This is a genomic window from Aminobacter sp. BA135 (assembly GCF_050859125.1).
Lineage (GTDB): Bacteria > Pseudomonadota > Alphaproteobacteria > Rhizobiales > Rhizobiaceae > Aminobacter > Aminobacter ciceronei.
Map to the genome: position 1 here is coordinate 1,700,001 of NZ_CP139572.1, position 24,049 is coordinate 1,724,049.

Here is a 24,049-nt window from a genome sequence, read left to right on the forward strand (position 1 = left end):
ACTCCATTCTCGGAGTGTGAGCTTGGAAGACAAGGCTGCCATGCCTTGTTGGAAGAGTTTGCGCGGTGATGAAGATGGTTTGTCGCGGTGAGACGCTCAATCTCCCGCATATGATGGGCTTGCCTAACCGCTGCCCCCGGACCGATCTCGAGAAGCTGGTCTTTTTGTGCCGATGTCGTTGTGAGAAATCATGATGAACATTGGCAATGAGAACGATCAAGTGTCTTAAGGGCAATTGGTGGATGCCTTGGCATGCACAGGCGATGAAGGACGTGATACGCTGCGATAAGCGTCGGGGAGGTGCGAATACCCTTTGATCCGACGATTTCCGAATGGGGAAACCCACCTAAGATACTTGTAAAATCAGAGCAGTCGGCGAGCGCAAGTTCGGCGGCTGTTGTGGTTTACAAGTATCGTTATTAGGTAACTTACCCTGAATACATAGGGGTAAAGTGGCGAACGCGGGGAACTGAAACATCTAAGTACCCGTAGGAAAGGACATCAACCGAGACTCCGCAAGTAGTGGCGAGCGAACGCGGACCAGGCCAGTGGCGATTGAGAGACAAGCGGAACCTTCTGGAAAGTAGGGCCATAGTGGGTGACAGCCCCGTACGCGTAATGCGATCAATCGTCCTTGAGTAAGGCGGGACACGTGAAATCCTGTCTGAACATGGGGAGACCACTCTCCAAGCCTAAGTACTCGTGCATGACCGATAGCGAACTAGTACCGTGAGGGAAAGGTGAAAAGCACCCCGACAAGGGGAGTGAAAGAGTACCTGAAACCGGTTGCCTACAAACAGATGGAGCCTGAAATGGTGACATCGTACCTTTTGTATAATGGGTCAGCGACTTAGTGTGTCGAGCAAGCTTAAGCCGGTAGGTGTAGGCGCAGCGAAAGCGAGTCTGAACAGGGCGTTCAGTTCGACGCATTAGACCCGAAACCGAGTGATCTAGCCATGAGCAGGATGAAGGTAAGGTAACACTTACTGGAGGTCCGAACCCATAACTGTTGCAATAGTTCGGGATGACTTGTGGCTAGGGGTGAAAGGCCAATCAAACTCGGAAATAGCTGGTTCTCCGCGAAATCTATTTAGGTAGAGCGTCGACCGAATACCCCAGGGGGTAGAGCACTGGATGGGCTAGGGGATCTCACCGATTTACCAAACCTAACCAAACTCCGAATACCTGGGAGTACTAGTCGGCAGACACACGGCGGGTGCTAACGTCCGTCGTGAAAAGGGAAACAACCCTGACCTACAGCTAAGGTCCCCAAGTTATGGCTAAGTGGGAAAGGATGTGAGGATCCCAAAACAACCAGGATGTTGGCTTAGAAGCAGCCATCATTTAAAGAAAGCGTAACAGCTCACTGGTCTAAATAAGGGTCTTTGCGCCGAAAATGTACCGGGGCTAAAGCCATACACCGAAGCTTAGGGTTTGCAGCTTGCTGCAAGCGGTAGCGGAGCGTTCTGTAAGCTGACGAAGCCGTACCTGTGAGGGGCGGTGGAGGTATCAGAAGTGCGAATGCTGACATGAGTAACGTAAGGGGTGTGAGAGACACCCCCGCCGAAAGTCCAAGGGTTCCTGCTTAAAGCTAATCTGAGCAGGGTTAGCCGGCCCCTAAGTCGAGGCAGAAATGCGTAGACGATGGGAACCACGTTAATATTCGTGGGCCTGGAGGAAGTGACGGATCACGTATGTTGTGGGGTCTTATTGGATTGATCCCTGCAGCGGAGTGGTTCCAGGAAATAGCTCCTCCTTATAGACCGTACCCGAAACCGACACTGGTGGACTGGTAGAGTATACCAAGGCGCTTGAGAGAACTATGCTGAAGGAACTCGGCAAATTGCACGCGTAACTTCGGAAGAAGCGTGACCCTTTCCTGCGCAAGCAGGGTGAGGGTGGCACAGACCAGGGGGTAGCGACTGTTTATCAAAAACACAGGGCTCTGCGAAGTCGCAAGACGACGTATAGGGTCTGACGCCTGCCCGGTGCTGGAAGGTTAAGAGGAGAGGTGCAAGCTTTGAATCGAAGCCCCAGTAAACGGCGGCCGTAACTATAACGGTCCTAAGGTAGCGAAATTCCTTGTCGGGTAAGTTCCGACCTGCACGAATGGCGTAACGACTTCCCCGCTGTCTCCAGCATAGACTCAGTGAAATTGAATTCCCCGTGAAGATGCGGGGTTCCTGCGGTTAGACGGAAAGACCCCGTGCACCTTTACTATAGCTTTACATTGGCATTCGTAGTGGCATGTGTAGGATAGGTGGTAGGCTTTGAAGCCAGGGCGCCAGCCTTGGTGGAGCCACCCTTGAAATACCACCCTTATCTCTATGGATGTCTAACCGCGGCCCGTTATCCGGGTCCGGGACAATGTATGGTGGGTAGTTTGACTGGGGCGGTCGCCTCCTAAAGAGTAACGGAGGCGCGCGATGGTGGGCTCAGACCGGTCGGAAATCGGTCGTCGAGTGCAATGGCATAAGCCCGCCTGACTGCGAGACTGACAAGTCGAGCAGAGACGAAAGTCGGTCATAGTGATCCGGTGGTCCCGTGTGGAAGGGCCATCGCTCAACGGATAAAAGGTACGCCGGGGATAACAGGCTGATGACCCCCAAGAGTCCATATCGACGGGGTTGTTTGGCACCTCGATGTCGACTCATCGCATCCTGGGGCTGGAGCAGGTCCCAAGGGTATGGCTGTTCGCCATTTAAAGCGGTACGTGAGTTGGGTTCAGAACGTCGTGAGACAGTTCGGTCCCTATCTGCCGTGGGTGTAGGAATATTGAAAGGATCTGTCCCTAGTACGAGAGGACCGGGATGGACGGATCTCTGGTGGACCTGTTGTGGCGCCAGCCGCATAGCAGGGTAGCTATATCCGGACGGGATAACCGCTGAAGGCATCTAAGCGGGAAACCCACCTTAAAACGAGTATTCCCTGAGAACCGTGGAAGACGACCACGTTGATAGGCCGGGTGTGGAAGTGCGGCAACGCATGAAGCTTACCGGTACTAATAGTTCGATAGGCTTGATCGTTCTCATTCCTTATGTTCATCGCAGTGCGATCCCAAAGGGGTCGTCACGAAATGTGACAAAAGCACAAAAACAGCTTCTCGATTAACATGCGCTTTGCCGACCTGGTGGTTATGGCGGAGCGGCTGCACCCGATCCCATTCCGAACTCGGCCGTGAAACGCTCCAGCGCTGATGGTACTTCGTCTCAAGACGCGGGAGAGTAAGTCGCTGCCAGGTCTGCCAAGCGCATGTTAAATCTTCTCGATACAAAAGGCCCGCCAACGGGTAGACGGGCCGCGTAAGCGGCCCTTTCCTTTGGCAAAAGCCAGACAAAAAGACATTTTGCCTGTGGCAAAAGTCAGAAAGCGTTGAAAAAGGACATTTTGCCTGTCGCAAAAGTCCGGTGGCGCGGGGTGGAGCAGCCCGGTAGCTCGTCAGGCTCATAACCTGAAGGTCACAGGTTCAAATCCTGTCCCCGCAACCAAATACCAAAACAGCCCAGCTTGTCTGGGCTGTTTTGGTATTTGGACGCAGGTGACGGTCGAGGTGAACCTGCATCAGGGGCCCGCTAGAAGGCAAAGCCGACGACGCGGGACAAAAATGTCAAATCCTGTCCCCGCAACCAACAATAAAAGCCCGCCAAGGTGAAAACCACGGCGGGCCTTTTGCTATCTGGAACCCACTGACTGCCCGATCTTGAAGCGCATCAGGGGCACGCAACAAAGCCAATGCCGACTATCTGTCTATCCAGATCACTTTGAACATCGAGTCGAGGCTGTGCATATCTTCTTGCTGGGTGGGGAGAAATGGCCGTGGACAGTCGACTGACGCAGAATGCAAGTATCCTTCGTCGCGTTGCAGCCATCGCACTCGGCGCACTCGGCATCCTTTTCGTCACCCAACTGATCCTCGGGTCATTGTATCTTTCAACCAACGGTCAGGTGCAGGGCCAAACCTGGTTCTTCGTCAATCTATGTGGGCCAGCGAATGCGGGCGTATAGCCACCATTGGAGGCCGGCGCCTTCTTCATCGATGACTGCAGCGAAACTGTTCTTGGCCTGCCAACGGCACGGCTATTAGGGCCGCGAAACAACGACGAAACGCAGGCTCCGGGATATTACTACCTCAACAGACAGGGCGGCCTGGTCGAAGGGAAGATCATTGTCCTGGACTGGCTCGCATTCGCGCTTTTCCTCGTCTACCGATTGATCGCCGAAGCGAGGGGCGGCGCGACTTTCGGCAAACGGCTGGCTGGGCTGCGCGTAACGAGCGTCAATGACACCAAACAACGACGCCTTCCGATAGCTCGTGCAGTCATTCGGACGGCTGTTCTGGCGCCAGCTTTGGCATTGTTACTATACTCGTCATTTTCATTCGGGCTTACTCTTGAACCAGGCGACGGGGCTCCGGCTATCTGGACAGGAGCCGTCTCGGCGCTGGGGCTATCGTGCCATGGTTTGGCTGGGCATTTTGTGTGCGTCTGTTCTCGCGAGCCGTGTCGCACTTCACGACCGGATCGCCGGCACAATTGTATTGAAGGTGACGTGACAGGAACGGCGAACCAAACTCATCTCGAGAGTCCAGAGACCACTGCTTGAGATCGGGACGATCTTCGTCGCGGTTTCCTCCAAGCCCTCGACTGGACGCTTACCCACAAGCAAAGCGATAAAAGCCAAAGCCTGGCCCCAGAACCATTGATAACGACACTCCCGTGAGCCTTGCTCCGGCAGTGTTTGTCGTTGCAGGGCCAACTGCCTGTCGCTCGGTCCAGTTCAGGATCATACCCAGTTCCCCATACCGCGCAGCTCGATCTCGCCGCGCTTTGTGCCGGGTGTCAGAATGAAGTGGACGGCCGTCGGAACGGATTTCGTAGGCCTCCTCGATCGTGTAGTGCCGGATGACCGAGACGTCCCGCTTCAGATCCCGGGCACTACCGTCAACGGGATTGCAGAGCCAAAGTTTCGATCAACTGGGAAATATTGCGTTGCTTGGTTGACATGCCGGAACAAAAAGGTGCTGACTGCCCAGCACACTGTCTACACTTTTTGCGATGGCGGCTGCGCCTGTCAGGCGACGCTACTGAAGCGATCTATATTGAAACTGAAGCGACATATATTGAAGGATATTTGGCTGTGAAGATACATGCTGGCCTTTTGATGACCTCTGCGTTGATTGCGATGAGCGCGGGGACGGCGCGGGCGGAAAACGTGACTACCGAGACCGCCCCAGCCGGCACGGCGTATGCTGACGCGACGGACTGGAGCGGGATCTACGCCGGCCTGCATGTCGGTTTCGCCGATGGCGCCGCGACGCAAGGGGAACAATGGGTTCCTGGTTTTGAGGCAGGCTTCGAGCTTGACGGCTTGCTCGCCGGCGGCCAGGTCGGCGCTTTGGCGCAGTTCGGTAACTTTGTGCTCGGTGTGCAGGGCGATGTCTCCGGGGGTGGCCTGAGCGGTAACTACGACTTCGGCTTCGGGCCATTTCCCAACATCTCCATGGAGGTCAACTGGCTGGCCAGCCTGACCGCCCGTGGCGGTGTCGCCTTCGACAGCGTGTTGCTCTACGGCCTGGCCGGTCTGGCCGTGGCGGATACTGCAATAAAGTACCCGGGAGGATCCGCCGACCCCACATACACCGGGTACACCGCTGGCGCCGGCGTTGCTTTGAAACTCAATGCCAATTGGTCGGTTTTCGGTGAGTACGCCTATTACGGGCTTGGCGAGCAGGAGTTCGATGGGGATACCTACGACCTCAGCCTTTCAAGCGGCAAGGTCGGCTTGAACTACAAGTTCTGATCTGTCCTGACGGGATTGGCTGCGCCGGCGAGAAGCACACTTCCGCCGGCGCTGCGGGCCGCCACGCAAGTTCCTCCTGCATGGCGATGGGCTACGGGCCAGTCGGCTGTCGATCGTCCAGGCGTTGCAACGGGCCGAAGGCCGGTAGTCAGCCTGCCAGCCCCAGCTTCTGTTTCCGCCGCGTTGCCCATGCCGTGATCAGCTGGTCGGCGGTCAGGCCCATGAAGGCGACGCAGAGGCCCAGGACGAGGCCTTTGCCGGCATCGTTGAAGGTCAGCGCCCGGAAGATTTCCTGGCCGATGTCCTTGGTGCCGATGAAGGCGGCGATGATGACCATGAACAGGGCGAACATGATCGTCTGGTTGACGCCGAGCATGATCTCGGGGAAGGCCAGCGGCATGCGGATGTTCCACAGAAGCTGCCTTTGCGTGCAGCCCGAGGTGATGCCGGCCTCGACGATCTCCTGGGGCACGTTGCGCAGGCCGAAGATGGTGTAACGCACGATCGGGATCATCGCATAGATGATGATCGCCGAGATCGCGGCGACGTCGCCGACCTTGAACAGCATGATCACGGGGATCAGGTAGATGAAGGACGGAAAGGTCTGGAACGTGTCGCACAGGAGCTTGGCGATGCCGGTGCGGCGTTCACTGCGCGAAGCCCAAATGCCGATCGGCAGGCCGATCATGATGCACAGCAGCACCGCGACGGTCACCATATAGGCGGTGATCAGCGAGCGCTCCCAATAGCCGGCGAAGGCGATGAACAGCACGAAGCCGGAGACGATCGCAGCGAGCCTGAAGCCGCCGAGTGACCAGCCCGCCGCGGCGACAAGCGCCACCATCGCCGTCCAGGGGATCGACTGGAACAGGTCGCGGATCGGGATCAGCACGTATAGCAGCATGGCGTTGCGGAGATATTGCAACGGGTCGTAGAGAGTGACGGTGATCCAGTCGACGAGGGCATCCCAGAAGGGGGCGGTGCTGAGGGCGAGCTCCGAAGGCCAGGCCTGGGCGTAAGGCGTGATCGCGGCGAGCAACAGCGACGCGGCAATGACGGCCAGCGATGCGGCGAGGAACGGAAAGCGCTGCAGCAGGCTGGCGTCGGGCGCGAGATGCGAGGGCTCCTTGTGGGCGGCAGCGCGGCTCAGCTGATCGAGCGTGATCGCCATCAGGACGATCGCGACGCCGCTTTCCAGCGCCTGGCCGATCTTCAGCGCCTGGAGCCGGAACAACAGGTCATGGCCAAGGCCGCGGGCGCCGACGAAGGAGGCGATGACCACCATCGCCAGGCACTGCATGATGACCTGATTGACGCCGACGAGCAGCGGCTGGCGCGCCGACGGAATCTCCACCATCCACAGGGTCTGGAAGCGGGTGCAGCCGGCCATCTTGCCGGCCTCGCGCACCTCTTCGGCAACGCCCTTGAGGCCGAGAATGGTAAGGCGGGCCATCGGCGGAATGGCGAAGATGACGGTGGCGATCGCGCCGGCCTTGTGGCCGACGCCGATGAAGATGGCGATCGGGATCAGGTAGGAAAAATGCGGCAACGACTGCAGCACGTTGAGCAGCGGCACGACGAGCGCTTCGAACCACTGTTTCTTCACTGCGAGAATGCCGATGCCGAAACCGATGAGACCGGCAATGGGGGCGGCGACGAGGACCACCGACAAGGTGATCATCGACAATTCCCATTTGCCGAAGATTGCCATGTAAGCGACGCAGCTGGCGGCAAGTGTGCCAAGTCGCCAGTCCCGGAGGTACCAGCCCAGCACGCCTGACAGGCCGGCGGTCATGACCCAGGGCATGGCGGCGATGCCGATATCGGGGAAGCCGGAGACCAAAAGTCCCTCGACGAAGGCCAGCGGCCAGGTGATCAGCTCGGCAGCACCGCGTGTCAGGTCGCGGAACGAGAACAGCCCGAAGATGGCGTCGTCGCGCAGGTGATCGAAAACGGTGTTCGCCCAGTCGACGAACGGAATAGTCCAGCCCTTGGGCACCTGCACCGCCCAGTCGGGCAAAAGCGAGGCGGCAAGCAGCAGGACGAGGAAAGGCAGAACGACAAGCAGCGGCCTGGTCATTGCGGCCAGCGGCTTCTGCGGTTCCATCGCCTCCTGGCGGGTCAGTGTCGCGGCACTCATGCACACTGCTCCTTGCCGTAGAGAGCATCGATCAGACCGTCGCGGGTCAGCGTACCGACGAGCGCGCCAGCATCGTCGATGACGTCGACGGGACGCTCCGAGGTCAGCACCTGGCGGGCGACGCTGGCGAGCAGGGCCTGTGCCTGGACCGCAGCGGCGTCCGGCTTTCGAGAGGATGCGGGCGCCATGACGGCGCGAACCGACAGCAGGCGATCATGCGAGACGTTGCGGGTGAACTCGGCGACGTAAGGGGTGGCCGGGCAGGTCACCAGCTCCTCGGCGGTGCCGAGCTGCTCGACGACGCCGTCCTTCATGATGGCGATGCGGTCGGCGACGCGGATCGCCTCGTCGAAATCGTGGGTGATGAAGACGATTGTCTTGTTGAGCACCTTCTGCAGGCGCAGGAATTCGTCCTGCATCTCGCGGCGGATGAGCGGATCGAGTGCCGAGAACGGCTCGTCGAGAAACCAGACGTCGGGGCCGACGGCGAGCGAGCGGGCGATGCCGACGCGCTGCTGCTGGCCGCCGGAGAGTTCACGCGGATAATAGCCCTCGCGGCCCTTCAGCCCGACGAGTTCGATCACCTCGCGGGCGCGTCTCTCACGCTTCTGGCGATTGGTGCCGCGAACCTGGAGCGGGAAGGCAACGTTGTCGAGCACGGTGCGGTGGGGCAGCAGGGCAAAGTGCTGGAACACCATGCCCATCTTGTGGCGCCTGAGATCGATCAGCTCGCGCTCCGTGGCGGCCAGAATGTCGCGGCCCTCGAACATGACCTCGCCCGAGGTCGGCTCGATCAGCCGCGCCAGGCAACGCAGCAAGGTCGACTTGCCCGAGCCGGAGAGGCCCATGACGACTAGGATTTCGCCCGGCATCACATCGAAGGAGACGTTGCGGACGGCGGGGACGTAGCCTTCGGCCCTGATGGTCTCGATGGAAGGATTGTTGTGGTTGCGGCGCAGGAAGCCGGCGGGATCGGAGCCGTAGAGCTTCCAAAGGTTGCGGCATGCGATTTTTGCTTCGGACATGTCTGCCTCTCGCCAAAGGGGGCCGATGATACGCGCGGCGAGGTGGCGCCCGCATTTACGCGGGCGTCACGACGCCATGACGGGACGGATCGATGCGGAGAGTTAGCTGGCGGAACCGAGCCAGGCCTTCCAGCGCGCCTCATTGTCGGCCAGCCATTTGTCGGCGGCCGCCTCGGGCTCCATGTTGTCGATGTCGGCGAGTTTCGCCTGCACGGCGATGTCCATGTTGGAGAAGTTGATCTTCTGCAGGATGGCGTAGGCCTTGGGCCACTTGGTCGGGAATTCCTTCCAGGCAGCGATCTTCAGATAACCGTCCTTCGGGTTGCCGCAGTCGTAGCTGAGCTCCTTGTTGGAGCCCCAGGCCGGGTCGTCCTTGCACTTGGGATCAAAAGCCGGGAACTCGACGAACTTGCCGTCGTAAAGCGCCTCGACGAAGTTGGGCGTCCAGTTGAAGAGCACGATCGGCTCCTTGCGCTTGACGGCGGATTCGAGCTCGGCCCACAGGGCGGCGGACGAGCCGGCATTAACGACCTCGAAGTTCATACCGAGGGCCTCGACGCGTTCTGCGTCATGCTTGAGCCAGTCGACAGGACCGCCGAGGAATCGGCCCTTCGGCGCGGTTTCGGCCGTGGCAAACTTGTCGGCGCAGGCGTTCAGCGCTTCCCAGGCGGGCAGGCCGGGGCAGACCTCCTCGACATAGGTCGGGTACCACCACTCCTCGCGTGTCTTGGCGTCGTGGGTGGCGGCATCGACGACGCAGCCTTGCTTGACCACCTTCTGGAAGGCAACGCCGAAGGCGCCTTCCCAGACCTCATGCACGAGGCTGACGTCACCTTCGCACAGAGCGGTGTAGACGACCTGGCTGTCGGCGGAGACGTATTCGACCTTGGCGCCGCCCTTCTCGAGCAGCTTGCCGACGATGTGGGCACCGACGATCTGGCTCGACCAGTTGTGGGTTGGGATCTTGATAGGGTCGGTGGAATCCTGGGCGAACGCCGTGCCGGCCGCAAAAGCCATGATCGTGGCCATGGTTGCGGACTTGGTAAAATGGGTCATTGAACCTCCCGTTCCTGTTGTTGCGATTGTTCCCATGGAAGGCGGGATGCCGGCCTCTGTGTGCCTGTTGGATTTCCGCGCCATCCCCGCAAAGATAGCGACGAGAAGTGAACCGGTGTCGGCCGGGGTGTAAAAGTCGTAAGTCGACTTGTGAAATGATGTTAACAGGCAACCTGTCGCGCGGTGAAAGTCGCGCGTCGTTTCCCGAGGACAGGCCATCAGGTCGGCGAGGCGGCAGGCGCGCCATCATCTTCGCGCTTTTGTAGTCGAGATTGTCGGGCAGTGCTTGGCTTGCAACCGCCCGCTTCGATAGAAGAAGCTGGTGTCGGCCATCAGCCGGCATGTCTCCTTGGTGATCGCGCTATGAACCCCAGCATTCTCGTTGTCGATGACGACCCGGACATCCGCAACGTGATTGGCATTGCACTGGAAAGGGCGGGAATGCATGTCCAGCAGGCGGCCAACGGACGCCTGGCGCTGGAGCAGTTGCGGCGACACCATGCCGACCTGGTGGTGCTCGACATCGGCATGCCTGTCATGGACGGCATCGAATGCTGCAAGGCGATCCGTGCCAGCTCGCATGTCCCGATCGTCTTCCTGACGGCGCATGACGACGAAGTCGACCGAATCGTGGGGTTCGAGCTGGGGGCGGACGACTATGTCAGCAAGCCGTTCTCGCCGCGCGAACTGCTGCTGCGAATCAAGGCCATACTGGCACGCGGCAAGCAGGCAGGCAGTATCACGCGGCACGGCGACCTCAGTCTCGACAGCGAACGCCACATCTGCTCGCTTGCCGGAAAAGATCTGCCGCTGACGGCAACGGAATTTTCGGTGCTGGAGATCCTGTCGGTCCGGCCCGGGATCGTCGTCGGTCGGGGCGCGATGATCGACAAGGCCTATGGCGGGAACAACACCTTGTCCGGACGCACGGTGGACAGCCATGTCCGCAACATCCGCGCCAAGGCGGCGGTACTTGGTTACTCCGACATAATCGAAACGGTGCGAGGGGTGGGCCTACGGCTTGGCAATTGTGTCGCCGGACCAGGCACCGCGTGAGCCGGGTCGTCCGGAAATGGCGGCCATCCATGCCGCTGGTTGTGGCGATCGTCTGCGTTAGCCTGCTGGCGGTGCCGGTCGTGACGACGCTGGTGTTGCAGATCGGAACAAACCGGCTGGTCAACGAGACAGAGGCCTCCCTGATCAAGCAAGCGGCGATCTATGCCGGCGCCTATGCCGTCGCGTTCGAGACCGAGCCGCCCGAAGCAGGCGGGGCTATACCTGGCTACTATCTGCCGCCGCCCAAGCGCATTTTCTGGAGTGCTGCGTCACGAACCTTTCGACCGCTCCTGAACCTGCGCCAAGATGTGGTCGAGCCCGTCCGCCCCGATCCTGTTCCTACCGCGGAGCGGCTCGATCCGCATTATCTCAGGATTGCGCCGGGGCTGGGTGCCTTGGCCGACAATGCCAGCCGCACGACACTTTCGACTGTCGTTTTCCTGGATCATCAGGGCATAGACATGCTCGCTGGCGAGTCGGCGAGTTTTGCCGCCGTGCCAGAGGTCCAGCAGGCGCTGCAAGGCGATGTCGGGGCCGCACTGCGCTGGCGGGGTGACGCGGGTACGCGGTTGCGCCTCGCAGTGCTTGGCGGCGGGACAGGGTTCAGGGTGCTGGTTGCCTATCCCGTCATCAGCCACAACCGGGTTATCGGCGCGGTTTATTTGTCCAGGACCGCTCCCGGGCTGACGGAGTATTTTGCCGGCGAGCGCAGCGCCGTCATCGTCCTGGCCGTCGTGACGCTGTTGAGCGCCGCAGTCGTGGGAACGTTGCTTGTGCGAACGATGCTACGGCCGATCCGCGCCCTGCGCGACCAGTCGAGAATGGTCGCCAATGGCAGCCATTCCGAGCTTGCCCCGCTCGGCCACTATGGCATGCGGGAGATCGCCGACTTGGGTGAGGCGGTCATCACCATGGCCGGCACGCTGTCGCAGCGCAGCAAGGAAATCGGCATCTACACCAACCACGTCACCCATGAGCTCAAATCGCCGGTTACCTCGATCATGGGAGCAGCCGAGCTTCTCGAGGATGGCCACCTGTCCGATGCTGCGCAGCAAAGTCTCATAGGCACCATCAGGGCCCAGGGAGAGCGGATGGATTTGCTGCTTCACCAGCTTCGCGACATGACAAGGTCGCGCGAAGCCAGGCGCGGTGAACCTGGCCAGTTGCGAGATATGCTGCCCGAGATTTCCGGGCTTGATATCAGCCTGGCTCCCCCGGATGCCATCCTGCCCCTCTCGGTTGCGCATGGACAAACGGTACTGGCGCACATGGCGGGGAATGCCCGCCATCATGGGGCGACCAGGCTCGACCTCGATTGGGATGGACGGACGCTCCGGCTTTCAGACAATGGTGAGGGATTTGCCGACATCGACCTCGGCCGCATGGTCGAACCGTTCTTCACCACGCGCCGCGAGGAGGGCGGAACGGGGCTTGGACTGGCCATCGTGGTGGCCGTTCTCGAGCTTTATGGTGCGCGGCTGACGCCGGTTGCCGCTCCGGGCGGTGCGGTTTTCGAGATCGAGTTCGGCTAGCTTCCATCGGTGCGCATTGCGTTCGAGCTGGCCTGCACGGAATCTGCACACGAGTTGCACCACTTCGACGGCGAATGCGGGTCATCCGCAAACTAGACGTCTGAGGGTCACGGGCCTGCTGGCCCCGATCCACTCAAGGGTAGACCTATGAAGTTGAAACGTCTTCTTGGCGCCGTCGTAACGCTTTGTGCCGCGATTGCCGCCACATCCTCGGTGGCATGGGACAATCCCGCCAATCGATACGCCAACGCCTACAAGCAATACACTGATGCAACATGTCCGCTGCCGGCGGACAAGATCGAGCATTTCGTCTATTTCAGCCGGGATCGCGACGCGATCCGCGACCATGCCTTCCTGACCAGCGATCGTTTCGCAGGCGCGCAGATCATGTATGTGTGGCGCCAGCTTGAGCCGACGGAAGGACACTACGACTTCTCACCGATCCAGTCCGACATCGACTACCTGGCCAAGCATGGCAAGCGGCTTTTCATCCAGTTGCAGGATGCGTCCTTCTCACCCGAATACAAGCCGGTGCCCGACTATCTGCTGAAAGGTGACTATGACGGCGGCGTCACCGCCCAACATACCGACGACGGAGTTGTCGAAGGTTGGGTTGCCAAGCGCTGGAACGCCAAAGTCCAGGCGCGCTTCGCGGCATTGCTTGCGGCACTCGGCAAGCAGTTCGACGGCGTTGTCGAGGGCATCAACCTGCAGGAAACGGCCATCGGTGTTTCCAAGGAGACGGATGCGTCCTTTACCCCGGACAAATATGTGGCGGCGCTCAAGACCAACATGCAAGCCATGAAGGCCGCATTCCCCAAGTCAACCACCATGCTCTACGCGAACTTCATGCCCGGCGAATGGCTGCCCTGGGAGGACAAGGGATATCTGCGCGGAATCTATGAGTTTGGCGACAAGATCGGCGTCGGCATGGGGGCTCCCGATCTCATGTACAAGAAAAAGGGCCAGCTCAACCATGCCCTGGCCATGATGCACGAAGGCAAGTTCAGCGTGCCGCTCGGCATTGCGGTCCAGGACGGCAACTATGTCGGCGAGACAGGCTCGACGAACATCGTGACGAAGCGCACGAACCTGGTGCCGAGCCTTCATGCCTTTGCGCAGGATTTCCTGAAGGTTAGCTACATGTTCTGGGTCAACCAAGAGCCGTATTTCAAGGAAGATGTCCTGCCTTGCTTCTCGGCTAGGAAAGGCTGACGTGACAGATCCCAGGCAATGATGCAGGGGCCGGCGACGCCATGACAAGTGCGCCGGCTCCTTCCGTCGTTGCCCGGGCCGCCCGACTTGTGAAATGATGTCAACAAAAGTCGGGAGGATAGAATGGTATGCGGGCTCAGCATCACATAGTGATCGTCGAGGATGACCCGGTCACACGGGCGAAGCTTGCGGGCTATTTCCTGGCCGAAGGTTACAAGGTCAGCGAGGCCGGCGACGGCGATCAGATGCGTGCCATCATGTCCAGGCATCCGGCCGATCTCTTGATGATCGACATCAATCTGCCGGGTGAGGATGGGCTCAAGCTGACGCGTGAGCAACGCGAGCGGTCCGACGTCGGCATCATCCTGGTCACCGGGCGCACCGACACTGTCGACCGCATCGTCGGGCTCGAGATCGGCGCCGACGACTATGTCACCAAGCCGGTCGAGCATCGCGAGCTGCTCGCCCGGGTCAAGGGCTTGCTGCGCCGCGTCGGCAAGGGCCGGATACCGCAACCGGCTACGGCCACGCGGCATTTCTATGGCTGGACGCTCGAGGTTGCTCGCCGCACGCTGCAGGCAGCCGACGGCACCTTCGTCGAGTTGACCGGAGCCGAGTTCAAGCTGCTGTCGGTGCTGACAGCCAATCCCGGCCAGGTGCTGTCGCGGGAGCGGCTGCTGCACGAGATATCAAGGCGCGAATGGGATGCCAGCGATCGCACCGTTGACGTGCTGGTCAGGCGTCTCAGGCAGAAGCTGAACGACAATCCGCGTACGCCGCGCATCATCGTCACCGCTCATGGCGAAGGTTACTTCTTCGCGCCGGACGCCGTCCAGCCCGGGCGTGTCGCTGCGGCTCTTTAGGCGATAGCTCTAGGCCGGCAGGACGGGGTCGGCGCTGCCTTCGAGTATCTGTTCCCATTGCCGCGAGCCGTCGGCGAAGGCCGTTTCGCAAGAGCCGACGATCTGCCTGAGCTCTGCTGCCGGCCTTTGCGCTGCAGCCGTCTCGAGAGCTTCAGCCGCCTGCAAGAGACGTGGAAAACCGAGCGAGCCGGCCGTGCTGCGGGTGGCGTGGGCAAGGTCGCGCAATGCTTCGCGGTCATCCGCCTTGACCGCGTCGCGCATCGCCTGGAAGCGCCGGGGCAGGCTGTCATGGGCGATGCGATGCAGCCGCCGCACCGTCTCGGAACCCAATGCGTCGACGTCGGCTTTGAAGGCAGCGATGTCGAGCGCGACCACGTCCTGTGGCTGTTGCGGCACGGACTGGCCGCCGAGCGAGGCTACGGCGTCGAGCAATTGCTCGTGGACGATCGGCTTGGCAACGAAGGCATCTACACCGGCGTCGAGATAGCGCTCGACATCGGCCTTGAACACATGCGCCGACATCGCCACGACAGGCAGGTCGGGCGCCCCAAGCTTCTCGCGTAAGCGCTTCATCGTCTCGATGCCGTCGATGCCGGGAAGACTGACGTCCATGACGACGAGGTCGGGTCTGAACTCGCCGATTGCCTCGAGCGCGAGATAGCCGGAGCTGACCGCCGTGATCCGGTGACCGGCATTGGCCAGCACCGTGGTCGAGACCAGCCGGGTGGCGTCGTCGTCCTCGACCAGCAGGATGTTGCAGGCAGCGGGATTGGTCTTGCGGCCGCGTTGGCGTTTCTGGGCCGAAAGCGCTGCTGCCTTGGCCTTGCGCAGCGTCATGTCGAGCATGAAGGTGCTGCCTTTTCCGGCCTCCGAGGCGACGCTGAGTTCGGCGCCGATCAGGTTGGCGAACTCGCGGCTGATGGCAAGGCCGAGCCCGGTGCCGCCGAAGCGGCGGGTGATCGAGGCGTCCATCTGGGTGAAGGGCTGGAAAACGTCCTGCTGCCGCTCGGGTGCGATGCCGATGCCCGTGTCCACTACGGCAAGGCGCAACGTCTGCATGTCCTTGCGGTTGGCGACGACCTTGACGTCGACGGTGACCTGGCCGTGCTCAGTGAACTTGATGGCGTTGCTGACCAGGTTGAACAGGATCTGGCGAATCTTGCCGGCATCGCTGCTGAAGGCGGGCGCAAGCTTGTTGTCGAGCGCCAGCGTGAGGTCGAGCCCCTTTTCGGCGGCCATCGGGCGCATGAAGGCGGCAACACCGCTGACCAGCTTGCCAAGGTCGAAATCGACCTTGTCGACGTCGACATTGCCCGTTTCGACCTTGGAGTAGTCGAGGATGGCGTTGAGGATGCCGAGCAGGGCTTCACCGGAGCTGGCGGCGACCGACAGATGCTCGCGCTGCTTCGGCCCCAGCTTGCTGTCGGCGAGCAGGCGCATCATGCCCAGCATGCCGGTCATCGGCGTGCGGATCTCGTGGCTCATCGTCGCCAGAAAGGCCGACTTGGCGCTGCTTGCCTGCTCGGCCCGGGCGCGTGCCTCGTCATGGTCGATCGCCTCCTGGCGCAGGCGCGTATTGACCAGCCTGATCTGCTCGGTCTGTTCCTCGACAAGCTGCTGCAACTCCTCGCGGTGGCGCCGGAGCTCGTCGGTGATGCGCGCGCGCTCCTGCTCCAACTCGAGCCGGCGTCGCGACTCGTCGCGGAACTGATTGACGGCCACCGCCATGGTGCGCAGCTCGTCGTCGCCACTGTCGGTGACGGTGACATCGAGATCACCCGTCGTCAGCCGCTGCATTGCGCGCGACAGGCCGCTCAAGCGGCGAACGAGGTTACGCTCGACATAGAACCAGACGATGGCGCCCGAGGCGAGGATGGCGCCGAGCAGGGTGACGACAAGCACGATGACGCCAATGCGCACAGCATTGTCGGCGCGCTCGGCTGTTGTGCGGGCGAACTCGTCGGAGCGGTCGAGAATGTTGCGGGCGATCTGGTTCTGCGTCACGGCGAGATCGCGGTTCGCTTCGGCCATGGCGTTCAGGCTGCCGGCTAGGTCGATGACCCGCTGGCGGCGGCCGAAGATCGAGCTCGACACGGGCACGTCGCCGGCGGCGGCCTCGATGGCGCCAAAGAACTCGATGCCCTGCTTGCGCCGAACGGGATCGTCGATGCTGAGGATGCGGCGCCTGATGACCTTCACATGGTCCTGGAAGATGCCGCTGATCTCGTTGATCTCGGCCTTTGTCTCCGCGCGGCTCAGCCGGTTGATCAGCAGGCTGATCTGGGCGCTGCGGTGGCGCAGCTCGTACATGCGCTCCATCAGGTAGATGTCGTGCTCGATCAGCCGGTCGAGCGCGATATAGGCATCTTCCCGGCGCCCGGGATCGCCGATCAGGCCATAGAGGCTGGCGGTCACCGCCGAAGCGCCGGCCGAGGCGTTGGAGATCAGCGTTTCCGACAGAAGCAGCACCGATTGCGCTGCCGATGTCGCGGCCTCGGCGCCGTCGCGATAGGATTTGTCCTCGTCGAGGCGCTGGCGCACCAGCTCGTTGTTCTGTTTGAGGTTGGCCAGCATCTTCTCGACCGAGCCGGCAAAAGCCTCGACGAGCTCGGGGTCGATCGATAGACGCCGGACCTCGGCGAGCGACTTGACGATCTCCTGCGACAGCGTTGCGAGCTTGGCCTGTTCGGCGAGCAGTTCGTCGCGCGAGGTGACGGCGGCAAGGGCAGGTGCGGTGGCGATCAGCTTGGCGCTGAGCTCGGCTGTCCGCTGGGTCGCCGCTACCGCAGGCAGGGCTTGCGCGTTCACCACGGCCTGGGCATCGGCAATGTTGCGCAGGATCAGCCAGCTGACGATGCCGGATGTCAGGGACAGTGCGGTGATGCACAGGAAGGCGAGAAACAGCCTCCCGCCGATGCCGAACCTATGAAGCATGGCTCATATAACCATGGTTTGCACTGCCAGCGTAAGCTGCAGCTTTTGAGTGGGCATGATCCTTTTCGAAAATCGATTTCGATTTTCGGGGTCATGCACTAGCGTAAGACGATGCGTGCCCCCGCCCCAAGCCACTGCCTGAACCTGATCGCCACGGCTTTTGTCGCCTGCAGTATCGCCCAGTCCACCGGGGCCGCTGAGACGACGTGGAAGCTGAACGCCTGGGAGCCGCCATTCGACTATTCCAGGCAGCCGGCGCCGATCGATTACCAGCCGGTCGTCAAAGCGGCGAAGCCGTGGCGCATCTGTGCGTCCTATCCGCATCTCAAGGATTCCTACTGGGTCAGCGTCAATTACGGCATGGTCGAGCAGGCGCGTTCGGCGGGCGTCAAACTGACCGTCGTCGAGGCCGGCGGCTATCCCAATCTCGAGCGCCAGATCGAGCAGATCCGCACCTGCAGCGCCACCGCCGACGCGCTCATCGTCGGCACTGTGTCCTATGAGGGCCTGACACCGACGATCAAGGATATCGCCAGGCGCATCCCTGTCATCGCTGCGGTCAACGACATCGACGACGCCGGCATCTCGGCGAAATCGGGGGTCTCCTGGGAGGAGATGGGGCAGTCCATCGGTGCCTATCTGGCGCAGCTGCATCCGGCCGGCACCATGCCGGTCAGCGTCGCCTGGTTTCCCGGGCCAAAGGGTGCAGGCTGGGTGAAATTCGTCGAAGCCGGCTTCCAGCGCGCGCTGAAGCAGAGTTCGGCCGAGATTGCTGCGGTCAAATGGGGCGACACCGGCGTCGAGATCCAGCTCCTGCTGATCGAGGAGATGCTCGAAGCCCAGCCCGATATCGACTACATCGTCGGCAGCGCGCCCACGGCGGATGCTGCGGTCAGCATCCTGAGGGCGCAGGGCAGGGCCAACCACGTCCAGGTTCTGGCCGACTATTTCACCCATGGTACCTTCCGCGAAATCAACCGGGGCAAGGTGGTGGCGGCGCCGACCGACTCACCGCCGCTGCAGGGTCGGATTGCCATCGACCAGGCGATCCGGGCGATCGAGGGCACGCTGCACTACCGCCATGTCGGCCCGCCGGTCGAGGTGATCGACAGGAACAATATCCAGGCGCTCGACCTAGAACGCAGCCTGGCCCCTGCCTGGTTCAAGCCGACCTTCGACGTGCAGTAGCCGATAACAATTTTTCACATTTGCTGTGCTGATTTTCACATGCCGCGGGGGACCGGTTCACAGCCGGACGCTAATCTGGCAGGTGGCTGCGGCGTGCTGCGAGGAGGGCGGTGATGATTGCGACAAATGTGGTCTATCCCAAGGTGGTCTCGGGCCCCCCGCGTCCGAGTCTGATCGTGCAGCCTGGCCTGTTGGTGCCCGGCATGGAGCGCTATCACGTGCCTGGTGGCGGTGCGGTGCTGATCGACATCGAGGCCGGCGATCATGTGACGGTGCGCAATCTCGAAGGCGGGCAGGCGTGCGAGCTGGTGGCCTTCGATGCTGCCGGCCGCGCCGATCCGGGCATGCTCGGCACGCGCTCGAACAGCGATGCCTCGGGGCTGAAGGCGCTGCTCGTCGATGGCGACGAGAGCCTGCAGAAGTTTCGGCTTGGTCTCGCCCGCCGCAAGCTCGAGCTTGGCCGGGTCGAGGCGGTGCGCTTCTTCGATGGCGCGACCGCTGCCGGGGTCGAGGAGCGTTTTGTCGTCTCGCGGCCGGGCTCGCTGGTGATTGCCGCACCCGGGGCGCCGATGTCGGTCGACAGCCAGGACACGACTACGCCTCTGGTGGTGATGGTCAAGCGGGCCAAGGTGCGTGCCGTATCAGGCGGCTTCGAGCTGCCCGATCCGCTCGCCGATCCGGTGCTCGATGTCAGGGTCAAGTCGAAGACGGCGGAGAGCTATTTCGTCAAGGCCGGCGACTACATCCAGATCATCGACGTCGATGGCCGCCAGTGCACCGACTTCCAGTGCTTTTCGGCGCGCAAGCTCGATAAGGGCAGGGACCTCGCGCTTGACGTCACCGCCACCCGCTCGCTGATGGGCCACGCCTATCCGATGCCCGGCCTGCATGCCAAATATTTCGACCAGGATTTCGAGCCGCTTGTCGAGGTCGTGCAGGACACCTGCGGCCGGCATGACGCTTTTGCGCTCGCCTGCTACGCCAAATATTACGACGACATCGGTTATCCCGGCCACATCAACTGCTCGGAGAACTTCAACGGCGCGCTTGTGCCGCATGGCGTCAATGCCCGCGCCGGCTGGATGGCGGTCAACTTCTTCTTCAACACCGGCATCGACGCCCACGGCGTGATGTTCTCGGACGAACCCTGGTCGCGGCCGGGCGACTATGTGCTGCTGAGAGCGCTGACCGACATCATCTGCGTCTCCTCCGCCTGTCCTGACGACACCACGCCATCCAATGGCTGGAACCTCACCGACATCCACGTCCGGACCTATTCCGGCTCCAACAAGTTCCAGCGCGCGATCGCCCGACGCACGACCCCGGAGGCAGAACCCAAGATGACCCGCGAGACCGGCTTCCACGCAAGCTTTGCCAAGCACACCCGCAACTTCATCGAATACAAGGGCTTCTGGCTGCCGCAGGAATTCGCCAAGGAGGGCGCCATCGCCGAATACTGGGCCTGCCGTGAGAAGGCGGTGGTGATGGATCTCTCTGCCCTGCGCAAGTTCGAGGTCACCGGCCCTGATGCCGAAGCCTTGATGCAGTACACGCTGACCCGCGACGTCAAGAAGCTCGGTGTCGGCCAGGTCGTCTACACCGCCATGTGCTACGAGCATGGCGGCATGGTCGACGACGGCACCTTGCTGCGCCTGGGCAAGGACAATTTCCGCTGGATCTGCGGCGACGACTATTCCGGCGTCTGGCTGCGCGAGCAGGCGGAGAAACTCGGCCTCAAGGTGCTGGTCCGCTCCTCGACCGACCAGATGCACAACATCGCCGTCCAGGGCCCGAACAGCCGCGACATCCTGAAGGAGATCGTCTGGACGCCGCCGCACCAGCCGGCACTCGGCGAACTCGAATGGTTCCGCTTCACCATCGGCCGCATCGGCGATGCGCAGGGTGTCCCTGTGGTGGTGTCGCGCACGGGCTACACCGGCGAGCTCGGTTATGAGGTCTGGTGCCATCCGCGCGATGCCGAGACTGTCTTCGACGCGGTGTGGGCAGCGGGCCAGCCGCATGGGCTGAAGCCGATGGGCTTTGCCGCCCTCGACATGGTGCGCATCGAGGCCGGGCTGATCTTTGCCAATTACGAGTTCTCCGACCAGACCGACCCGTTCGAGGCAGGCATCGGCTTCACCGTGCCCTTGAAGACCAAGACCGACGACTTCATCGGCCGCGAGGCGCTGATCCGGCGCAAGGACAACCCGATCCACAAGCTTGTCGGTCTCGACATCGACGCCAATGTCGCTGTCGGCCATGGCGACTGCGTCCATATCGGCCGCGCCCAGATCGGCATCGTCACCTCGTCGATGCGCTCGCCGATCCTCGGCAAGAACATCGCACTCGCCCGTGTCGAGGCAGCGCATGCAGAGATCGGCACCGAGGTCGAGGTCGGCAAGCTCGACGGCCAGCAAAAGCGCCTGCCGGCCAGGATCGTGCCGTTCGCCCACTACGACCCCAAGAAGGAACGCCCACGGTCGTAGGCGCAACCGGCACCACACATCACCTTCGACAACGCAAAAGCCTCGCAACAGCGGGGCTTTCTGTTGGTAGCGGCGGGATCAGCCTGATCCGGCGGTGCCATCGAAGACGTGGGCCTTGCCGTGGACGCTGATCCGTACGATCGCGCCCACCGTTGGCGCGTCGACGAAGGACCGGCGCAGGATGAGCGGGTGGTTGCCGATAACGGCGGCGTCGGGCGGGTCGAGACTGTTGAGTACACGCAACGCGACAGTGCTTACCGAGCCGGCGAACTCTGCCTCGATGATCTCGCCGAAAACCACGTTGGGTGGCGGATTGGCGACGTCTGCCCGCGACGCCGGCTCAAGGAAGACCTGCTCCGGGCGCAGCATGATACGGGCGACGTCGCGCGGGCTCGTGCTGTCAGCGCCGATGTGGCCGATGGCGCATTCGGCGATGCCGCCTGAGATACGCGCCGGAAGGATGATGCTGTCGCCAAGGAACTCGGCGATCATCCGGTCCTTCGGGCGCAGATAGAGGTCGCGTGGCGCGCCGACCTGCGAGAAGGCGCCGTCGCGCATGACAGCGACCTGGTCGGCGAAAGACAAGGCCTCGGCCTGGTCGTGGGTGACCAGGATCGTGGCGATGCCGGCCTGTTCGAGCAGTTCGGCGACGGCCTTGCGCATCGAGGCGCGCAAGCCCGTGTCGAGAGCCGAGAACGGTTCGTCGAGCAGCATCAGGCGCGGCTTGCGCGCCATGGCACGGGCGAGTGCCACGCGTTGCTGCTGGCCGCCGGAGAGCTGGTGCGGGCGGCGCTTGAGGATGCCCCTGTCGAGGCCGACGACATAAGCGAGGTCGGCGATGCGTTCGTCGCGCCCATCCTCGTCGCGTTTCATGCCGAAGCCGATATTGTCGGCGATGCTGAGATGGGGAAACAGCGCGCCGTCTTGCGCCACCACGCCGATGCCGCGGCGATGCGCCGGCACGGCATCGCCATTGCCCGCGAGCTCGGTGCCATCAAGCACGATGCTGCCGGCATCGGGGGCCTCGAAACCGGCGATGAGACGCAACAGTGTGGTCTTGCCGCAGCCCGAGGGGCCGACGATGGCGGTGCGGCTTCCGGCTGCTACAGCAAGCTCGATGCCGTCGACGGCGGTGACATTGCCATAGGCTTTGCGCAGGCCATGCAGGTGAAGAAAGCTCATCGGCCGGCCATCCGTCGCGACTGTACATAAAGGAGCCAGGTCAAGGGCAGCGACATCACCACCATGATCAGCGCGTAGGGTGCGGCTGCGGCATAGTCGAGTTCGTTGCTCATCGCCCAGAAGGCCATGGCGAGCGTGCGGGTGCCGTTGGGCGCGAGCATCTGGGTGGCGGTGAGTTCATTGGTGATGCCAAGCCCGACCAGGGCAATGCCGGCGGCGGCGCCCGGCGCGGAGAGGCGCACCGTCGTCGACCACAGCGCGCGCAGCGGGCTGCGGCCGAGGCTGCCGGCCGCCTGTTCGAGCTCGACCGGAGCCTGGGCGATGCTGGCGCGTAGCGACACCAGCGCCCGGGGCAGGAACATCAGCGCATAGGCGGCAAGGATGGTGGCGACGGTCTGGTAGAGCGGCATCGCGACACGCACCGTGACCGTGACCAGAGCGAGCGCGATGACCACGCCGGGCAAGGAGCCGACGATGTAGTTGCAGCCTTCGAGCAGGCGCGGCAGTGGGCCTGGGCGGCGGATCGACAGCCACGCCATTGGAATGGCGATGGCGACGGTGAGCAGCGCGCCGCCAAGCGCCAGCACGAGCGTCTGCCACAGCGCGAGGCCAATGACATCGAGGTTCCAGACGCCGGCGCCACCGGCGACGAGCCAGCGGCCGACGGTCAGGAACGGCACGCCGAGCGTCAGCGATGCTGTGATCAGCGGCAAGGCGAGGCAAGGCACGGTGGCGCGGCCGAGGCTTGTGCGCTCAGCGGTGCGCGCAGCACCCGAGCCGACGCGGGCGTAGCGCTCGCCGCCGCGCAGCATGGCTTCGAGCGCCAGGAGCACGAGGCAGCAGACGACCAGCACGCCGGCCAGCATATTGGCCGCCGGTCCGTTGAACGTCGACTGGAACTGGTCGACGATTGCGGTGGTGAAGGTGTCGAAGCGGATGAAGACATAGAGGCCGTATTCGGCAAGCAGGTGCAGGCCAACGAGCAGCGCGCCGCCCAGCACGGCGAGCTTGAGCTGGGGCAGGACGACCCGAAGGAAGACGCGCCAAGGGGTGTTGCCGAGCGAGGCGGCAGCATCTTCCAGAGCCGGATCGAGCCGGCGCAGCGTCGCTGCCACCGGCAGATAGATGAAGGGAAAATAGGCAATGACCGAAATCAGCACGCCGGCGAAAAGGCCGTGCATGGATGGAAACAGAGTGATCCAGGCATAGGAATGGACGAAGGCGGGAACGGCGAGCGGCGCTACCGACAGCCCCGACCAGAAACGTGCGCCGGGCAAGTCGCTGCGTTCGGTCAGCCAGGCCAAGGCCACCGACAAAAGCACGGTGATCGGCACGACGAGGATGACGAGCGACAGCGTGTTGACCAGGAGTTCGCCGACGCGTGGCCGGAACACCAGCTGGGCAACTGATGTCCAGCCGGTCTGGATCGCAACCCAGATGATGAAGCCGAGCGGCAAAAGGGCAAACAGCGACACCAGCACCGCCGCGACCGCGATCCAGGATGTCGGCAGCAGGCGGGACCAGGCCGCGGCTGGGGTCGATGGCCGCGAAGGATGATACTCAGCCGATGAAG

The 24,049-nt window shown here is 62.1% G+C and carries 14 protein-coding genes, 1 tRNA gene and 2 rRNA genes; 11 read left to right on the forward strand and 6 right to left on the reverse strand.

Annotated features, from left to right (window positions below):
- The first annotated feature begins 214 nt into the window (after nt 1-214).
- From SLT36_RS08400 to SLT36_RS08420, 5 genes are all read left to right on the forward strand, one after another.
- A 23S ribosomal RNA gene (locus SLT36_RS08400) occupies nt 215-3,026 on the forward strand.
- A 100-nt stretch (nt 3,027-3,126) separates the two neighbouring features.
- Nucleotides 3,127-3,241: ribosomal RNA gene (gene rrf, locus SLT36_RS08405) — 5S ribosomal RNA — on the forward strand.
- A gap of 170 nt (nt 3,242-3,411) precedes the next feature.
- Nucleotides 3,412-3,488 (forward strand) — tRNA-Met (locus SLT36_RS08410).
- A 721-nt stretch (nt 3,489-4,209) separates the two neighbouring features.
- A complete protein-coding gene (locus SLT36_RS08415) occupies nt 4,210-4,602 on the forward strand; it encodes a hypothetical protein (RefSeq protein ID WP_432288285.1) in 393 nt (130 codons plus the stop codon).
- A gap of 399 nt (nt 4,603-5,001) precedes the next feature.
- The gene (locus SLT36_RS08420) at nt 5,002-5,799 is read left to right on the forward strand and encodes an outer membrane protein (RefSeq protein WP_432288287.1); all 798 of its coding nucleotides are present in this window, start codon (nt 5,002-5,004) and stop codon (nt 5,797-5,799) included.
- 148 nt (nt 5,800-5,947) lie between these two features.
- On the opposite strand, the gene SLT36_RS08425 is transcribed toward SLT36_RS08420, so the two are convergent.
- The 3 genes from SLT36_RS08425 to SLT36_RS08435 form a co-directional block, all read right to left on the reverse strand.
- The gene (locus tag SLT36_RS08425) at nt 5,948-7,939 is read right to left on the reverse strand and encodes an ABC transporter permease (protein WP_432286812.1); all 1,992 of its coding nucleotides are present in this window, start codon (nt 7,937-7,939) and stop codon (nt 5,948-5,950) included.
- On the reverse strand, nt 7,936-8,964 hold the full coding sequence (locus tag SLT36_RS08430) for a quaternary amine ABC transporter ATP-binding protein (RefSeq protein ID WP_432286814.1): 1,029 nt from the start codon (nt 8,962-8,964) through the stop codon (nt 7,936-7,938). The genes SLT36_RS08425 and SLT36_RS08430 overlap by 4 nt, the downstream gene beginning before the upstream one ends.
- A 102-nt stretch (nt 8,965-9,066) precedes the next feature.
- Entirely contained in the window at nt 9,067-10,020 is a 954-nt protein-coding gene (locus tag SLT36_RS08435; protein WP_432286815.1) for an ABC transporter substrate-binding protein, read from the reverse strand.
- Nucleotides 10,021-10,203: 183 nt separating this feature from the next.
- Here SLT36_RS08435 and SLT36_RS08440 point away from each other — a divergent pair, with 183 nt between their 5' ends.
- From SLT36_RS08440 to torR, 4 genes are all read left to right on the forward strand, one after another.
- The gene (locus tag SLT36_RS08440) at nt 10,204-11,076 is read left to right on the forward strand and encodes a response regulator transcription factor (protein WP_432286817.1); all 873 of its coding nucleotides are present in this window, start codon (nt 10,204-10,206) and stop codon (nt 11,074-11,076) included.
- Nucleotides 11,077-11,105: 29 nt separating this feature from the next.
- Nucleotides 11,106-12,608, forward strand: coding sequence for a histidine kinase dimerization/phospho-acceptor domain-containing protein (locus SLT36_RS08445; RefSeq protein ID WP_432286819.1), 1,503 nt, complete (start codon nt 11,106-11,108; stop codon nt 12,606-12,608).
- A gap of 147 nt (nt 12,609-12,755) precedes the next feature.
- Nucleotides 12,756-13,823, forward strand: coding sequence for a hypothetical protein (locus SLT36_RS08450; RefSeq protein ID WP_432286820.1), 1,068 nt, complete (start codon nt 12,756-12,758; stop codon nt 13,821-13,823).
- A gap of 128 nt (nt 13,824-13,951) precedes the next feature.
- Entirely contained in the window at nt 13,952-14,686 is a 735-nt protein-coding gene (torR, locus tag SLT36_RS08455; protein ID WP_067957866.1) for a two-component system response regulator TorR, read from the forward strand.
- A 9-nt stretch (nt 14,687-14,695) separates the two neighbouring features.
- Here torR and torS read toward each other — a convergent pair whose 3' ends face one another.
- Complete coding sequence (gene torS, locus SLT36_RS08460) at nt 14,696-17,620, reverse strand: TMAO reductase system sensor histidine kinase/response regulator TorS (protein WP_432286821.1); 2,925 nt, start codon at nt 17,618-17,620, stop codon at nt 14,696-14,698.
- A 111-nt stretch (nt 17,621-17,731) separates the two neighbouring features.
- On the opposite strand from torS, the gene torT reads away from it, so the two are divergent.
- Entirely contained in the window at nt 17,732-18,808 is a 1,077-nt protein-coding gene (torT, locus tag SLT36_RS08465; RefSeq protein ID WP_432286823.1) for a TMAO reductase system periplasmic protein TorT, read from the forward strand.
- Nucleotides 18,809-18,921: 113 nt separating this feature from the next.
- Nucleotides 18,922-21,294, forward strand: a complete 2,373-nt coding sequence (locus SLT36_RS08470) for a DUF1989 domain-containing protein (protein WP_432286824.1) — start codon at nt 18,922-18,924, stop codon at nt 21,292-21,294.
- Nucleotides 21,295-21,372: 78 nt separating this feature from the next.
- Here the strand turns inward: SLT36_RS08470 and SLT36_RS08475 are convergent, their stop codons facing one another.
- Nucleotides 21,373-22,476, reverse strand: a complete 1,104-nt coding sequence (locus SLT36_RS08475; protein WP_432286825.1) for an ABC transporter ATP-binding protein — start codon at nt 22,474-22,476, stop codon at nt 21,373-21,375.
- Nucleotides 22,473-23,990, reverse strand: coding sequence for an ABC transporter permease (locus SLT36_RS08480; protein WP_432288289.1), 1,518 nt, complete (start codon nt 23,988-23,990; stop codon nt 22,473-22,475). The genes SLT36_RS08475 and SLT36_RS08480 overlap by 4 nt, the downstream gene beginning before the upstream one ends.
- Between the last annotated feature and the right edge of the window lie 59 nt (nt 23,991-24,049).

What these genes read in the sequence shown, in the direction of transcription:
- SLT36_RS08420 (WP_432288287.1), top strand. Translation starts at nt 5,002, where the DNA reads ATGCCGGAACAAAAAGGTGCTGACTGCCCAGCACACTGTCTACACTTT.
- SLT36_RS08450 (WP_432286820.1), top strand. Translation starts at nt 12,756, where the DNA reads ATGAAGTTGAAACGTCTTCTTGGCGCCGTCGTAACGCTTTGTGCCGCG.
- SLT36_RS08430 (WP_432286814.1), bottom strand. Translation starts at nt 8,964, where the DNA reads ATGTCCGAAGCAAAAATCGCATGCCGCAACCTTTGGAAGCTCTACGGC.
- SLT36_RS08470 (WP_432286824.1), top strand. Translation starts at nt 18,922, where the DNA reads ATGATTGCGACAAATGTGGTCTATCCCAAGGTGGTCTCGGGCCCCCCG.
- SLT36_RS08445 (WP_432286819.1), top strand. Translation starts at nt 11,106, where the DNA reads ATGCCGCTGGTTGTGGCGATCGTCTGCGTTAGCCTGCTGGCGGTGCCG.
- SLT36_RS08435 (WP_432286815.1), bottom strand. Translation starts at nt 10,020, where the DNA reads ATGACCCATTTTACCAAGTCCGCAACCATGGCCACGATCATGGCTTTT.
- torS (WP_432286821.1), bottom strand. Translation starts at nt 17,620, where the DNA reads ATGCTTCATAGGTTCGGCATCGGCGGGAGGCTGTTTCTCGCCTTCCTG.
- torT (WP_432286823.1), top strand. Translation starts at nt 17,732, where the DNA reads ATGCGTGCCCCCGCCCCAAGCCACTGCCTGAACCTGATCGCCACGGCT.
- SLT36_RS08425 (WP_432286812.1), bottom strand. Translation starts at nt 7,939, where the DNA reads ATGAGTGCCGCGACACTGACCCGCCAGGAGGCGATGGAACCGCAGAAG.
- SLT36_RS08475 (WP_432286825.1), bottom strand. Translation starts at nt 22,476, where the DNA reads ATGAGCTTTCTTCACCTGCATGGCCTGCGCAAAGCCTATGGCAATGTC.
- torR (WP_067957866.1), top strand. Translation starts at nt 13,952, where the DNA reads ATGCGGGCTCAGCATCACATAGTGATCGTCGAGGATGACCCGGTCACA.